Source organism: Yoonia sp. I 8.24 (assembly GCF_022096995.1).
GTDB lineage: Bacteria > Pseudomonadota > Alphaproteobacteria > Rhodobacterales > Rhodobacteraceae > Yoonia.
The window spans coordinates 13652-29329 of the sequence record NZ_JACXGQ010000003.1; the positions used below are offsets into that span (position 1 = coordinate 13652).

Annotated in this window: 14 protein-coding genes and 1 tRNA gene; 4 read left to right on the top strand and 11 right to left on the bottom strand. The window is 54.2% G+C overall.

What is annotated here, in order from left to right:
• Positions 1-78 precede the first annotated feature (78 nt).
• Positions 79-495: a VOC family protein gene (locus tag Yoon_RS05800; protein ID WP_238111021.1), complete on the top strand. Its 417-nt coding sequence runs from the start codon at positions 79-81 to the stop codon at positions 493-495.
• 116 nt (positions 496-611) lie between these two features.
• Here Yoon_RS05800 and Yoon_RS05805 read toward each other — a convergent pair whose 3' ends face one another.
• The 5 genes from Yoon_RS05805 to lipB form a co-directional block, all read right to left on the bottom strand.
• Entirely contained in the window at positions 612-1226 is a 615-nt protein-coding gene (locus tag Yoon_RS05805) for a ferric reductase-like transmembrane domain-containing protein (protein WP_238111024.1), read from the bottom strand.
• A 5-nt stretch (positions 1227-1231) separates the two neighbouring features.
• Positions 1232-1696 carry a twin-arginine translocation pathway signal gene (locus Yoon_RS05810; protein WP_238111722.1) on the bottom strand — a complete coding sequence of 155 codons (465 nt, stop codon included), beginning with the start codon at positions 1694-1696 and terminating at the stop codon, positions 1232-1234.
• 465 nt (positions 1697-2161) lie between these two features.
• Positions 2162-3163 carry a hypothetical protein gene (locus Yoon_RS05815; protein WP_238111025.1) on the bottom strand — a complete coding sequence of 334 codons (1002 nt, stop codon included), beginning with the start codon at positions 3161-3163 and terminating at the stop codon, positions 2162-2164.
• 113 nt (positions 3164-3276) lie between these two features.
• Positions 3277-5217, bottom strand: coding sequence for a TonB-dependent receptor (locus Yoon_RS05820; RefSeq protein ID WP_238111028.1), 1941 nt, complete (start codon positions 5215-5217; stop codon positions 3277-3279).
• A 138-nt stretch (positions 5218-5355) separates the two neighbouring features.
• A complete protein-coding gene (lipB, locus tag Yoon_RS05825) occupies positions 5356-6027 on the bottom strand; it encodes a lipoyl(octanoyl) transferase LipB (RefSeq protein ID WP_370642148.1) in 672 nt (223 codons plus the stop codon).
• A 112-nt stretch (positions 6028-6139) separates the two neighbouring features.
• Here lipB and Yoon_RS05830 point away from each other — a divergent pair.
• The 3 genes from Yoon_RS05830 to Yoon_RS05840 all read left to right on the top strand — a co-directional run bounded on the left by Yoon_RS05830 (position 6140) and on the right by Yoon_RS05840 (position 7170).
• Positions 6140-6226 (top strand) — tRNA-Leu (locus tag Yoon_RS05830).
• A 92-nt stretch (positions 6227-6318) separates the two neighbouring features.
• Positions 6319-6660: a hypothetical protein gene (locus tag Yoon_RS05835; RefSeq protein ID WP_238111032.1), complete on the top strand. Its 342-nt coding sequence runs from the start codon at positions 6319-6321 to the stop codon at positions 6658-6660.
• A 315-nt stretch (positions 6661-6975) separates the two neighbouring features.
• Entirely contained in the window at positions 6976-7170 is a 195-nt protein-coding gene (locus Yoon_RS05840) for a hypothetical protein (RefSeq protein WP_238111034.1), read from the top strand.
• Positions 7171-7709: 539 nt separating this feature from the next.
• Here Yoon_RS05840 and Yoon_RS05845 read toward each other — a convergent pair.
• From Yoon_RS05845 to Yoon_RS05870, 6 genes are all read right to left on the bottom strand, one after another.
• On the bottom strand, positions 7710-7919 hold the full coding sequence (locus Yoon_RS05845) for a hypothetical protein (RefSeq protein ID WP_238111036.1): 210 nt from the start codon (positions 7917-7919) through the stop codon (positions 7710-7712).
• A 698-nt stretch (positions 7920-8617) separates the two neighbouring features.
• Entirely contained in the window at positions 8618-10255 is a 1638-nt protein-coding gene (locus Yoon_RS05850) for an ABC transporter ATP-binding protein (protein WP_238111038.1), read from the bottom strand.
• Positions 10245-11066, bottom strand: coding sequence for an ABC transporter permease (locus Yoon_RS05855; protein WP_238111723.1), 822 nt, complete (start codon positions 11064-11066; stop codon positions 10245-10247). The genes Yoon_RS05850 and Yoon_RS05855 overlap by 11 nt, the downstream gene beginning before the upstream one ends.
• Positions 11067-11081: 15 nt before the next feature.
• Entirely contained in the window at positions 11082-12038 is a 957-nt protein-coding gene (locus Yoon_RS05860; protein ID WP_238111039.1) for an ABC transporter permease, read from the bottom strand.
• Between the two features lies 1 nt (position 12039).
• Positions 12040-13623, bottom strand: a complete 1584-nt coding sequence (locus tag Yoon_RS05865; protein WP_238111041.1) for an ABC transporter substrate-binding protein — start codon at positions 13621-13623, stop codon at positions 12040-12042.
• A gap of 30 nt (positions 13624-13653) precedes the next feature.
• Positions 13654-15657: a CocE/NonD family hydrolase gene (locus Yoon_RS05870; RefSeq protein ID WP_238111048.1), complete on the bottom strand. Its 2004-nt coding sequence runs from the start codon at positions 15655-15657 to the stop codon at positions 13654-13656.
• Between the last annotated feature and the right edge of the window lie 21 nt (positions 15658-15678).

Here is a 15678-nt window from a genome sequence, read left to right on the forward strand (position 1 = left end):
CCCTTTGATAACGCGCTGCGTTTTGTGTAGGCAGACATTAACCGCCCAGCGGGGCGCGTCAATCACAGGAGCCACCAGATGCCAGTTCCCTTTCATTTTGCATTTCATGTCACTGATCTTGATGTGGCGCGGGATTTTTATACCGGTGCGCTCGGCGCGGTTGAGGGGCGGTCGGCCCCAACTTGGGTTGATTTCGATTTTTTCGGACATCAACTGAGCCTGCATCTCGGAGAGCCATTCCCAAACGCGCCGACTGGTAAAGTCGGGGACCACATGGTGCCGATGCCGCATTTCGGTGTGGTGCTGCCGCTTGAGGACTGGAATGCGCTGGCCGCACGGCTCGAGGCGCGCAAAACAGATTTCATCATCGCACCATCCGTGCGGTTCCAAGGCAAACCCGGCGAGCAATGGACGATGTTTTTCCTGGACCCATCCGGCAACCCGATTGAGGTCAAAGGGTTCGCAAGAGAAAGCGGCGTGTTCGCGCACGGGTGAGGGCTTGGCCAAATGTCTTTTTATATGGCGACTTGTAGGGGAACAAAGTTATCGCGCGACGCTTTTCCCTGAGTGTCCACTAAGGTTTGCATGCTGTTTTGGGTGACATAGTCAGCTCATCGCCGTTTTGCGTTCACCCAGCATTGTAAATAGGCAATAGCCATCAGCGTGGCCATGCCGACAGACGCGCAGAGCACGGCTTTGGATACTATTTCCATTGTCCCTTCGATCAGCATCGCGTGCGAGATGCTTCCGCTGACAACCACGACGGCAAAGGCTGTGTGCGCCTGACGCCAGACGCGCCGTCGGAAACGGTTACGCAATATAACCGTGCACGTCGCCGCAAAGACGCCCCACATCGCAACGACACCCCAGATAGCAAACCACGTTGGGGACCGAAAAAGAAGGGCATCAATGACATCAGGGGGGCTGGTGATCCATAACGCCGCGACATGCACCACAACTGCCGCAGTCAAACCACCGCCAAGCCAGCGGTGGATGCGACGGCTACGATACGGCGAAATTCCAGGCAATTTTTGTGCAGCAAGCAGTGGCTGCAACAGCAAAAGCGCGAGGGCAAGAATGCCCGCGAACCCGGCAGCAATGTAAACCGGCCCACGCCATTGAAGTTGCGGGCTCATCGCAGCAAAGGTAATCGGCACAATCAATACGCCCACCAAGAGCAGCCAGACAAGTGTGTTGCGTGAAACCGTGGAGTTAGAAATCCACATAGGGATCAGACCGGTTGCAGCACGAAGTTTGCAGTAAGGCTCGTATCAGCTGAACTTGCCATGACGGGACGCAAAAAAACGGTTTCAAATTCATCACCGTCATATGCAAGGTGCGCATGTGCCTGCCCAAAAGCAGGTACAATCTGTGGCATTTCAAGACGAAAAACCCCATTCGCATCGGTCAATGTTGCGCCGTGACTGTTGGGATCACGTTCATGCCCTTCGGTCGTATGGGCCCAGACTTGGATGCGCTGACCAGCAAGGGGGGCGCCGTCGCCTGCACGTCGCACGGTGCCGCGCATCCAAAAGCCACCACCACCGATGCGCTCAACGATAGGTGCTCCGGGGCGGTAATTATTTGAGCCGCCCCGCATCGTCGGTGTCGCATCAAATGCTTGTGCATTTGCAGGACTGATCACGCCCGACGCAGCGGTTGCCGCAGCAATGGTCAGCAATGATCGGCGCGTCATAAAGTTTTTTTGCACGTTAACACTCCTTTTGGATCACAGGTTACGTCAAATATGTGTTGAACAGCCGCTCCGTTCTCAAGCCGGTGTTGCCATAGCTTCGTCTATCGTGGCGCACTGTCGTTAAGAAAACCGTGGTGAGCGGCTTCGCCAATATCGACCTCAGCGATGATATCAGTAACTTTGTGGGTACAGCCTAGTAGGCTATGTTTCCAGTAACAATTTAGTGCTGATCGACGCCCCTATTGTACCTATTGGAATGGTTAGCACAGGACCTGATTGCGCTTCTGAGAAGTCCTTCCACGTTAAAGCCGACATTGGCGCAAGCTAAAGCATCATGCACTTCGGGCTCATCGCTGACCTTAGCTGCACGCCACCGCGGAATACCAAATATGTGGTGGTAAAAGTATAAAACAGCCAAAGCCGAAACGCAGTTGGTTGTATCGGGGACGAGGTAATTGGACGTAGTCAGCGCATCCAAAACCCTGCGGACTTAATTTTGTTGCGCAGCGCTTTTTCATGGCGGGGCAGGTTGTTTTGGTCGAACATGGCGCGCACCTTTTGGCCGCGTCCTTGAAAGATCATGCGTTTGAACGGGTCGTATTGTTTCAGCACTTTTTTGATTTTATTCGGTGCCGCGACGGTTTCGAGCGCTTTGATCGCCGCGTCGCTTTCGCGGGCATAAAACAACGGCAGCACCCGGTAGTGGCAGCTTAAGTCGCCATCAAGCCCATCCAGCGCTGGGCCGGGCCGCCCGCCGCCAAAGGAATGGATCACCAGTGGCAGCACGATTTGATCCAGCCAAGGGTCGAGCGGTTGGATGACCAGCTCTGCCGGGGGATCGTCGCGTACGGATAGGGCAAATTTCGTAAACCGTTCCCCAAAGGAAACCGGATCGGCACCGTAAAACCAGCCTGCGTTGAAATAAAGATAGCGTTCCCAGAATTCATCTGGTTGCGACAGATCCAGACTGCTTTCAAAATCTAAATCAAACCGATCATAAAGCGATTTCCAGATGGCGGTGTAGCCCGGCCAATAGAGCTCTTCTACGGGCCAGGTTCCGGTGCGTTTCATGGACGCGGACGGACGCGCAAAATCAAAGGGCAGGGTGGTCATGTCGCCCGTGATGATCGTGTCGCTGTCAAAAAAGACGAAAGGTTCGCCAGCAGGCAAAGCGGCCAAGCATTCGATCTTATTGCCGTGCGGGTAGCTGCTGCCGAAATGCTGGGATTCAAATGGTTGGATCACGGCACCCATCGCAATAAGCGCGTCTTTGACGTCGCCCGGCATCCGCGGATCATTGTCCCAGCGCGGGCCGGGCTGCGGTTCCGCGACGATCAGCTTGCCAGCGAATGTGGGTGAGAAATGGCGCAAGGATGCCGTAAATAACAGGGCTTCATAAGCGAGCCGCCCAGATTGTCCGATAATCACGATGTTAAACTGCGCGTCACTGTCGTGATGGGGGGCCATGGGTGATTTGCTTTCCGGTCTGTACTGGTCAGCTATCTACACCTTTCGCCCTGAGCGAAGCAACTATCGCGCAAACGCTGTGCGGCCCCGTTGTGATACGGGACCGCGTTGTTTTAGAATTTGAGTGACGCTGTTAGGCTAATCGTGCGACCCGGTTCTGTCAGCGCGACTACCCGTGTGGACAGATCTAGGCCATCGGAACTGCGCGATGCATATGTGGCATCAAACAGGTTTTGAACGTCAAAGCGCACTGTGAGATTATCCATCGCAGCCGGGTTATAGCTGGCATAGACATTCACGACCTCATAGGCTGGCAGCTCTTCGACGGTGTCTTTGTTGACAAGTGCAATTTGCGCTGTGCCCCCGAGTGTTAATGCATCCGTCACATCATATGCAGCTTCCAACCCGAAAATATGCCCGACAGGTCGACCTAAGTAATAGGCGGTGGTTGCGATGGTCTCATCGTCGACCTCAACATCAGCATAGGTGTAGTTCAACGTGGCAAAGCCCCAGCCTGCTTGGTAGCTGACAGACCCGTTGAACCCGCGTGATGTGAGATCGTTTGTTGCGCCACGGTCCCCAGAAGAAGGCAATACCGCGTTGATATCGCTGATTTCGGTGTTGAACACGGCCGCTTTTGCAGCCCATGGGCCGTTCTCGTAGCGCACCCCAATGCGAGCCGCATTTGCGCGTGACGCAGTCAGCCCGTCATATGTCCAATCTGTCCCATAGTTAACAAGCGCAGCTTCGCCGAGCTCGTACCCGCCCCAACTTGAGGCGACCCCGGCATTCAGCGTCCAGTTGCCGTTGACGACATAATCAACCGATCCGTTGACGCTTGCACCATCGTCTTCGAAGGTTGACCCGTCCGCTGCGTCAAAGGATGCGAAATCGTAGCGCATACCGTAAGACGCAGACAGGCGATTGGTAAAGTCTTGGCGTGCTTGAACAAACAATCCGACATTTGACAATTCTTCGCTGCCGCTCGAGGTGCGTGGATCGACGGTGTTGTCATAGCCTTCGGCTGTTTCGTGAAAAAAGTCGAACCCGGCGGTGATGGTTCCGTTGTTCACTTGGAATTCGTTTTTCGCAACACCGCTCAGGCTCGTGTTGACGCCATAAAGCGAGCCAACATCCATAGCTTGCTCGTTATAGCTCAATTGGAGGTAGGGTGAAAACACTCCTGACGGGCTCTCGTCTTCATATGTCAGCGTATAGGATGTGCGTTGCGACAGGGCTTCGTAAAGTTCAGAATCGCGGCCAATGACCTCGGCGAAATCGGGGCGGATGAACCCACTTTGTGACGCGCGCAAACCGTCGTCGGTGGTTTCTGACGCAGAGAAGCTCAGGCGTTTTCCGTCTTCAGTCGTATAGGCGAGCTTTGCCATAAAGTCAGTCAAGTCGGCACCTGTCCCAAGGATGGTGTCGCCATCGCCGTCTTCATAATCGTCGCCACTGGCACGTGTTCCGCTGACAAGATATTCAAATCCGCCTTGCTGACCAAAAAGCGTCAGCGTGTTACGGAACCCCAGCCCATTGTCACCGTAGGTTAGGGTGTTCATGCCGCCAAATGGATCATCACCCTCCAATAGGTCGCGCGCGTCTTTGGTCGTATAGTTGATTGAACCTGCAAGGGCGTTGGGGCCTTGGTCGGCGGGCGCAAGACCTGCGCTGACCTCGACCGATTGCAGCAGGGCAGGGTCAATAAGCACGTTGCCTGTATGGTGGAACGCGGATTTGTTTTGTCGCGCGCCATCGATGGTGATGGAAAGCAGGCTTTCTTCGATCCCGTTGACGAACACCTTTTGGGCAATGGCCGCGCCGCCGCTGGCTGTAACTGACGATTCACCGGCAAAGACGTCGGCAATCGTTGCCGCATTGCGGTCTGTGATTTCTTCTGCCGTAATCTGGTCGTTCCCGAGCGTCGCTTGGGCTTCAAGCGATTCAATGCGAAGCGTGTCCAAATTGGTAATGGTGGCGTCTTGCGCATAGCTGACAGAGGCAGCCGTGCACATCAGGAGAGAAAGCGCTGTGCGCCGTGGTGCGATGGTCATTTTGTAATCCTTGGCAAGTATTAGTTGCTTGCTAAGGTCACGTGACGCATTTGGCTTGCTGATGCGTCGGTGCATCTGCCCGCGCGTCCGCATTGTAAAGTGGTCGCAGCCCCAAAAGGCGACGATGTGGCACAACAGCTACATGACTGATTCAAACGTTTGGCGCAGTGCGACATCCAGATCGTTCATCGTCACGGGTAAGCCAAGATCAACAAGACTTGTGACCCCGTGATCCCTGATCCCGCAGGGGACGATGCCGCCAAAGTGGGTCAGGTCTGGATCGACATTAATCGACATGCCGTGAAATGACACCCACCTGCGTAGCCGAATACCGAGGGCTGCGATTTTCTCTTCGCGCATCGTGCCGTCGATATTGCGTGGTTTTTCAGGGCGCTCGACCCAGACACCGACCCGGCCTTCGCGGATTTCGCCCTTGACGTTGAACGTGTCCAGCGTCGCGATTACCCAGTTTTCAAGGTCTTTGACAAATTGGCGCACATCGCGCCCACGCTTTGTTACGTCCAGCATCACATAGACTACACGCTGCCCTGGACCATGATAGGTGTATTCGCCGCCACGCCGAGCTTCAAACACAGGAAACCGATTTGGATCAATAAGATCGGCAGCTTTCGCCGACGTACCCGCCGTATAAAGCGGCGGGTGCTCTAACAGCCAAATACATTCATCGGCCTCACCGCGCGCAATAGCACCCACCCGATTTTCCATGAAATCCAGCGCCGCTTCATAGTCGGTTAGCCCGTCAGATATGATCCACTCAACCATCGTGTCTTGTCTCCTGTCCTGCCTGATATGGCGGTCACAGCGGAAAATGTCACCCCCGGTTTCGGATGGCAGCGGAATGTGACGTTTTGCACTTGGCAAGCGGGGAACGCTGCACTAGAAGCGCCCCAGCTAATGACTTGCGGTCGTGGCGGAATTGGTAGACGCGCAGCGTTGAGGTCGCTGTGAGGTAACACTCGTGGGGGTTCGAGTCCCCCCGACCGCACCAGAACCGCCTCTTGAAGGTGTTGTTTTTCAAGCATATCATCACATTAGAGCCCCTCCTGAGACACAAATTGGGACACATTGGGGACACTTCGCATGGTTTTAGTGATGAAGCTCAAATACGTTGATACTCTTTCAGGGGACCGCAAGCGGTTCCGTAGACGATACCCGAAAGCCGTCGCTGAGGTGCTTGGGGAGTCTGTTTTTCAGGTGGCGATGAAGGCCCGTGGCGGTGCCGATCTGTTCACCGAGCATGCAAAACTTCTTTCTGAATATGAGAAGATAGTGGCGAAGGCCAAACGCAAGGCTTCTCAAGGGGGGCAACTCACACCGATTGAACATTGGCGAGAAGCTGTTGCTGAGGCCGAGGCTTTGGTTAGAGGTATCAGCGGCGTAAGAGTGAAGACGAAGCGCGTCAGGTGCTTGCTGATGAGCTGATACATCGTGGTGCTGACCCTGTTCTTTATCGCGCTGTGGTCGAGCCTGAAGCGGATGAACCAGCGGTTACAATGCTGGATGCGAAGGAGATGTACCGTAAGGAACGCATGGGCGGGGCAACTGGACGCAACCAACTAAACCGTTTGGAGCGTGTTTGCAGGCGTATTGAGGGTTCGCTGGGAGCGCTTAACAAGATCGCTTTGGTGGACTTGAAGCGAGAACAAGCAAGGAAACTCAGAGATGATATGCTAGAAGGATGGCGCACCCCTAACGCCCGTTGAGATTTTGCGTATCCTAAAAGGACAAGGCGCGTTTTTGCGGGCAGAGCATGAAGCCCGGCGGGTTCTTAATCATGAGCTAGTGCATTGGATTGCCTTTGCCCACCACAAGCCCGGCAGCATTCCTGAATATAAGGCGCATGGCACTGATGCAAAGCCAGCCACAGGAGAAGCCGCGCAGGCCCGCGCACGCGGCGCAATGATCGCCTGGGCAATGCAGAATGGGGCATGATGTTGGAGGCGGAGGGATGCAAGTGTAGCGAATGGCTGTAAAGAGCCCATTTTGCATAGTTTCTGGAGTGCAGCGAATGTCGAGACTATAAATTTGGTAAATTCTCACTAAGATGACGGTGTCATCCGTTTCCAGTGCGATTTTTCTGGGCTCAACGGATGCGAAGTTTGGCAGTTCGTATGGGCCACCTCAGGATTCATCTCGCCCCCTTAGTCGTCGACATGCGTTCCTTCAATCGTGAAATTGCCTGTGTCGCCTCAGAGTGAAAATGTCGTGTTCGATCCGAATAGGGGTTCTCGGGACTCATTTCCAAAGCCGCCTTGAACTTATTAGCCGCTGCGAGATGATCTGAATTGTCTGCTGCGGGCTCTGCTTCGCTAAGTAGGATAGAGAACTTTTCTTGGGTCTCTTCTGCATCAACTAGAACCTACTCAAATTCGGCGTCTGAAAATGATGGCTCCTTTAAAAATGGTATGTACGTGTAAACTGGGCTATCGCACTTAGGTTTTTCTGAAATCTCAGCAATCAATCGGCCCAGTTCAGTCCTCGCTCGTTTTCCCGTCCCAGCTGTCACGGCAGTGCTCAATATGCTGTGTGAGCCGATCTGTCTCGTTCTCACGGCAAACAAGATCTATCGCATCTGACACGCACTGCTTTGCCAAACGGGGCATCCCATTCTTTTGGAACCATTCCTGTGCTGCGGCAGATTCCGTGTTGCGGATTGCGCGCACTTTGAAGCTGTTTTCCATCAATGTTGCTCCTGGGATCGGCTTGTTTAGAAGACCAACCTGAGAACGCATCATAAGAGAGGACACCGTGCCAAGCGGGATGCCAGCGTAAGAACGCGGCGACGTTCGACGTATTCTCTCATAAGCCGTGATCACTGATGCGTTGTTCGTCTCAATAATCCGATCCAGCTAGCTATCCAATTGCTTGTCCGTCTGGTCGATCTCACGCTTGAGATCATCTCTTTTGGCATTTGCATGTGCAAGTGGCTGGTTCCGTGCGTCCTTGAGCATCTGTGTGACGAGTGCCACGATGCTCTTTGACGGGTCGGTGAAGCGCTGCAAAGGCCTCATTACTGCCCTTGCCTGAAGTTCGTTCTAACGACCACAATGCGGGACAGCCCAGAATTGTGCACCTGCAGCTATTACTGATGCAGCATTTCTTCGCATGCGCGGCACTTGTTTCGTCGCATCGCAGCCTAGGTCTCGGGCGCTGCCGTTCAGCACATAGATTGTCTCTAAACTGGAGCCGCCCTTTCGCTGTTTTGTAGCACAAAAAACAGAGTGCAGGAGGGACTGGCCATTTGTAATCACGTTTCAGCGGCGGTTTACCGAAAATACTATTGCTTTCAGTCTTAAACCCCGTTTTTGCAAGCATCTTGCGCAAACATATTACTTTTGGGATCAACCTATAGCGTCGCTGTACCCGCTCTCATGTGCTATCAGTTTCCGGCGCTCTCTATTTTGCGGGTTGAGATGACATTTTCCAACCAACCTAGTTTCATCTCGGGCACCGAAGACAGCAACAGATCCGTGTAGTCGTCAAAGGGTGGTGTCAGAACTTCGGATTTTGGACCGTAGCGTGCGAGTTTGCCAAGGTGCATGACCGCAATGGAGTCCGCGATGGCTTTGACCGTCGCAAGGTCATGTGTGATGAAGAAATAAGCGACGTTTTCGCGGGCTTGCAAGTCGAGCAAAAGCTTCAAAATGCCATCCGCCACTAAGGGGTCCAATGCGCTGGTCACCTCGTCACAGATGATCACTTTGGGCTGAGCAGCAAGCGCGCGGGCAATGCAGACCCGCTGCTTTTGCCCGCCGGACAACTCAGCCGGGTAGCGATCTGCCATTTCTGCGGGCAGTTCGATCTTTTCCAATAGCTCAGCAATCTTGTCTTTCAGCGCCTTACCTTTGATGCCGAAATAGAATTCTATCGGCCTTCCGATAATGGTACCGACCGATTGGCGCGGGTTCATCGCTGTATCGGCCATCTGATAGATCATTTGAATGTCGCGTAGATCATCCAATGGTCGGGCGTCTTGTGATTGCGTGAGCGGCCGACCTTCGAAAGTGATCTGACCAGATTGAGGAGGCAATAGGCCGGTCAAGACCCTTGCCAACGTAGATTTTCCCGATCCGCTTTCGCCCACGACCGCAAGCGTTTGTCCGGCGTAGATATCGACAGAGACATCATTCAGGACGATGTGGTTTTTGCTGTATCCGGCTACGATGTTTTCCATCCGAATGATCGGTTCGGCCGTCGCTTTCTGTTCCTCATGTTGAATCGACCGCACAGAGATGAGCGACCGGGTGTAGTCTTCTTGAGGGGCTTCGATGATCTGCTTGGTCGCGCCATGCTCGACCTTCTTACCGTTGCGCAGCACCATGATCTCGTCAGCCACTTGTGCCACGACGGCAAGGTCATGAGTGATGTACAGTGCCGCGACCCCTGTGAGACGGATGGCGTTCTTGATCGCTGCCAAGACGTCTATCTGGGTGGTCACATCAAGGGCCGTGGTCGGTTCGTCAAAGACGATTAAGTCAGGTTGCGGGCATAGTGCCATAGCCGTCATGACGCGCTGCAACTGTCCGCCTGAAACCTGATGCGGATACCGGGATCCGATGTTTTCAGGGTCCGGCAGGCTAAGTGCTGCAAAAAGCTCTTTTGCGCGCGCTTCGGCTTCAGGCCGTGTTGCCAACCCGTGCTCCAACGTGGCCTCAATGACTTGATCGATGAGCCGATGCGCAGGATTAAACCCAGCAGCAGCGGATTGTGAAACATAACAAACCTCATGGCCACGCATGCCGTTCAAACCTGCGCGATTTAAAGTCAGAATATCACGACCATTGATGTAGACCTCACCGCCGGTGATCTCGATGCCACCGCGGCCGTAAGCCAGTGAAGACAAGCCGATTGTCGATTTTCCAGCGCCCGATTCACCGATCAGACCAAGGACTTTGCCCTTCTCCAACGTTGTTGAAACGCCATGGACAATGGTGATGTCACGTTTGGGTTTGCCAGGTTCACGGACCGTCACTCCGATTTTCAGGTCACGGATATCTAGGAAGGTCTCAGTTGCCACCCCGGCCTCCTTTCAGGTCAGTTGCTCGGTTCAAAATCCAATCCGCGATCAAATTGACGGATATCGCGAGCACCGCAATCGCGCCCGCTGGGATCAAAGCAGCGGGGATGCCAAAAATGATGCCATCCTTATTTTCTTTTACCATGCCGCCCCAATCAGCCTCGGGTGGTTGAATACCCAGACCAAGGAAGGACAGCGCCGACAAGAACAATACCATGAAGATAAACCTCAGGCCGAGTTCGGCGATCAAAGTCGACATTGCATTGGGCAATATTTCACGCGTGATGATCCACATGCGCCCTTCACCGCGCAGTTTTGCGGCTTCGACGAAATCCATCACATTCACATCGACGGCAACTGCGCGTGCCAAACGAAACACGCGCGTCGCGTCCAATATGCCCATGACAAGGATCAAGGTCAGGATGCTTGCTGGCAGGACTGACAACACGACCAACGCGAAAATCAACGTTGGAATCGACATCAGTAAATCAACGCTGCGCGACAGGGCTTGATCGGTCCACCCCCCTGCGACTGCTGCGGTCATGCCCAGCATCGCCCCCAAGGTAAATGAAACGATGGTGGCGAGCGCCGCAATCGTCAGCGTGGTCCGCGCACCGTAGATCATGCGCGAAAGTAGGTCTCGCCCAAGGTTATCGGTGCCAAGCCAGTGATCCGATGACATCGGGTCCCAAACGCCGCCGACAATATCAGCCATGCCATATGGGGCGATGAGAGGGGCAAAAACTGCTGCAAACGCAAAAAGGCTGGTCGAGATGATACCGATCCATGCACTTATGGGAATTGTTCTCAGGTCCATCACGCTCTCCTATTTGGGATGCCGCAAGCGCGGGTTGGACAAAACGGATACCACATCGGCAATCAAATTCAGCCCGATGTAAATCGCTGCAAAGATGATCCCGCAGGCCTGCACCACAGGTACATCGCGTTTTGAGACATGGTCGACCAAATATTGGCCCATGCCAGGATAGACGAAAATTACCTCAACCACGACGACGCCAACGATGAGGTATGCCATGTTCAACATCACGACATTGACGACAGGCGAGATTGCGTTGGGCAGTGCATGTTTGCGAATGATTTTGAACGTGCTCAATCCCTTTAACTCAGCCGTCTCAATATAAGCGGATTGCATCACGTTCAAAATCGCAGCGCGCGTCATTCGCATCATATGTGCAAGGACAACCAAAGTCAGCGTCAGCGCAGGTAAAACGACGGCCATCAGGCGGTCACCAAAAGCCATGCCTTCATAGACGGTGGCGACAGTTGGGAACCATCCCAGTTTGACGCCAAAGACGAGGATAAGGAGATAGCCAATGAAAAATTCTGGCAATGAAATAGAGGCCAAAGTGGTCGCTGATATCAGCTTGTCGGGCCAGCGATCCTTGAACCGCACAGCCAGCAGTCCAAGCAAAATTGCGATTGGAACCGAGATCACAGCGGCTACGGCGGCCAGAAACAGCGTATTGCCAAGGCGTTGTGCGACGGCGGATGAAATGTCGGTTCCACTGGTCAAGGCCGTGCCTAGGTCGCCTGTCGCGATGCCGCCCAACCAGCTGAAATAGCGCGTCACGGCGGGTTCGCTCAGGCCGAGTTCAGCGCGCAAATTGGCAAGGCTTTCAGGTGTCGCGGACTGGCCAAGAATGGACTGCGCGACGTCACCCGGCAAAATCTCGGTACCAGCAAAGATCAGGGCCGAGACTGCCAAAAGAAGCAGAAACCCCAGCGCGATGCGCTGGGAAATCAATTTCAATGCGAGGCCCATATCAGCCTGCTACCCACATTTTCATGGGAGCATAGAAGTTCATCAGATCGAAGCCTTTGCTTGGCCCCCAACCTGCAACCTTGTCAGATGTCGCATCAATGAAGTTGTTAAACATCGGACAGATCAAGCCGCCTTCTTCGCTAACAATGGTGCCCATATCAGCATACATCCCCGTGCGCTTGGCCGTGTCTAGTTCGCCGCGTGCAGCGATCAAAAGCTGGTCAAACTGTTCGTTGAAGAACCGTGTGTCATTCCAGTCGGCGGTGGACAGGTAGGCTGTGGAATACATCGCATCTTGCGTTGCACGGCCGCCCCAATAGCTGGTGCAGAAGGGCTGCTTGTTCCAGACCTCAGACCAGTAGCCATCACTTGGTTCACGGCTGATATCAAGCGTGATCCCAGCTGCTGCTGCACTTTGCTGGAACAGTTGCGCCGCATCTGGCGCGCCGGGGAACGAGTTGTCAGATGTGCGTAGCAAGACGCTGCCTTCGTGCCCGGAGGCATTGAAGTGAAATGCAGCTTTGTCGGGATCATAGCTGCGCTGTTCCATCTCGGAGAAAAGCGGATAGCTTGTGTTGATCGGCGTGTCATTCCCGATGGAGCCGTTTCCAAAGAGGATCTTATCAACCATCTCCTCTCGGTTCATCGCGTATTTCAACGCCAAGCGCAGGTCTTTGTTGTCAAACGGTGCCGTGTTGGCGTGCATGATAAAGACGTAGTGCCCCGCGCTAGGCACAGAATGCACAGTGACGCCATTCATACGTGCAACAAGCGATGCGACTTTTGGCGGAATGCGGCTACACATATCAACCTGACCAGATTGCAGCGCCGCAACGCGGGCGGTGTCGTCGTTAATCACGGTTATCTCAATCGTGCTGGCATGGCCCAGATCAGGGTTCCAGTAATCAGGGTTCTTCTCAGCCACAAAACGCACGCCGGGCTCTGCACTGACGATTGTATAAGGGCCTGTACCAATTGCGGCGGCAGGATCTTCTTTGCCACCACCGGGTTGGATCATCAGGTGATAGTCGGTCAGCAAGTAGGGAAGGTCGGCGTTGGGACCATCTAGCTCGATGATGAACGCATTTCCATCAGTGCGCATCGCGCTGATGCTGCCCAGAAGACCCAATGCGCCGGAGGAAGAATCCTCGCCGGCATGGCGCTCAATTGTGGCCATAACATCATCGGCCGTTAGAGTCTTTCCGTTCGAGAAAGTTACTCCATCGCGGATCTGGAAAGTCCAAGTTTTCGCATCTGCAGAAGCCTCAAATGCAGTAGCCAGTTTCATTTCTAAGCCACCCTCGGCATCCAGCTCTACCAACGGTTCACCCCAAAGCCGGTTGACTTGCGTCGCCGTAGAGTTTGCTGCCAATGCTGGATCAAGACTGTCCGTCGAGGCTCCACCATCGATGGCGACCTTGATCGTGCCGCCCTTGATCGCCCCTTGCGCCATAACTGCACTGCCCAACAAGCTACTTGCCGTCGCAGCAGTGAGACCCAATGCGCCAGCACGGCCCATAAAGCTGCGGCGATCCAAACGATGCTTTGCGACCTGTTTGCTTAAATATTTCAGTTCATCATTCATTTTTGATACCTCTTATCTGTCAGTCTTGGTTCATTGGTTGTTGCTTGGATCACGACACACACGGTCGTGAAATTCACGTTCAAAGACACAGTGTTCTCCCTCTCGCGCGGTTAGGTGCGCGGTCACGTAATACGCTTCCGCATCGCAGTGCATTTCCATCGAAACACGGGTCGAGACCGCGAAATCTCCGCGTGCCATCGACCGGTCCCAGTCGATTTTGACCCTAGCAGTCGTGACGTCATCATGATCAACAATCCAGACCTCTTGGACCACACTTGCGACACGAAGGCCGTGTTCAATAAATTCAACCTCGCCATGATCGCCGAAGATCGTCAGGCGATCTTGGCCACCATCTGTTTCCCAAAGCTTCCGTTCCTCGCCATCCTTGACCGTCTTTGTGATGGCTTCCACGGGAGCTGGGCCAACAGGTGGCGTCCACGAAAGCCCCTCACTGCTTTGTAAGGTCGGGAGGTGTAGGTTACCTGCGGAAATCGACAGCGTGACGTCCCCGCGTTCGGGCCAAATGAAGGGCCAATAAGACGGAGAAATTGCCAACCGCAGCCGATGGCCTTCAGGGACCACATAGGCAGCCTGATCCAACTGAAGGGTTATGTCATAGACCTGTTCTGGCTCCAGAGCGCTACTGGTTTCAAACCCATCACGGTAACGTAAGTTCAACAGTCCAAAAGTAATAAGCGTCGAGGCTCCATCGGGGGCCACATCACACAACCGAACGACCATTTGCCCGAAGGTCTGGTTTGCCGAAATTGACAATCGCGCCTCAGTCGCCCCAAGTATCGTCATAGATTTCGAGAGCGAGTCAGTTTCAAAACAAGCTGACAGCGCATCATCGTTTCGTTGATCTTCAGGCAGTTCTCCCGGGCCAAAGCCGAACGGGAAATACTCACCAAATGCGCGGCCACAGGTTGATCGCGTCTCAACAGAGGTCGGCGAGGTCATGGTATCCTTACCCAGCGACCCATCACCCAACTGATAGGTTTTCGTCGCAATCTGCGGAGCAGGCCATTCAGGCAATCCGATCCACTTCCCCGGCCGCTCTTCATAACTGCCTTGCGGCGCGATACCGTCCATCACATAGACGCGACAATCGGGGTCCGCCTCGACGCCGTTGGGCACCCCTTTTAACCAGTGATCCCACCAGCGCAGTGCCTCGTTCACGAAATCCATACGTGGTTCAGGAGCGGCTATATGCGGGTATTTGTGGTTCCACGGCCCTATTATCGCTTTGACGGGCCCAGAAGTATCTCCCTCCAATAATTTGGTCGGCGTATTCCGATAACCGTCATGCCATCCTGCGATACTCAACACCGGCGCTTCAATCTGGGTGAAGTCTTCACAAACGGAGCCATGCTTCCAGTAATCATCCCGCGCCGCATGGGTTAGCCAATCGCTGATAAGGAAAGGTGTGTTTTCCAGCCGCTCAAGCCAAGTGTCACGCCAGCTTTCGCCGACAAGCTTGGGGTCCGGCGGCATGGAGAACCATGACATTGCGGTTGCAGCCCACCCGATATTCTCAGTCAGCTGACAGCCGCCTTTGTAGTGAATGTCATCGGCGTAGCGGTCGACGCTAGAGCAGAGCGTAATAACGGCTTTCAACGCGTCCGGGCGTCGTGCGGCAACCTGCAAGCCATTAAAGCCGCCCCATGAAATCCCCATGATGCCAACCGCGCCAGAGCACCATGGCTGTGCGGCGATCCACGCGATTGTATCCTCAACATCGCAAAGCTCTTGTTCGGAATATTCATCATCAAACAGTCCCTCAGACTCGCCCGCACCGCGTAAATCAACGCGCAGGCACACATAATCATGTTGCGCGAATTGCGCATGTGTCGTGGCATCCCTTGCTGCGGTTCCATCACGCTTACGGTATGGCAATATTTCTAAAATAGCGGGGAGAGGTGTCGCTGCGACGCCGCGCGGCATCCAGACGCGCGCAGACAAAGTGACCCCATCGCGGGTCTCGATCCGCATGTCGTCAAACACGTCGATGTAATTTGTGGTGTCGTGTGTCATTTGTCCCCGTTCTTGAACTCT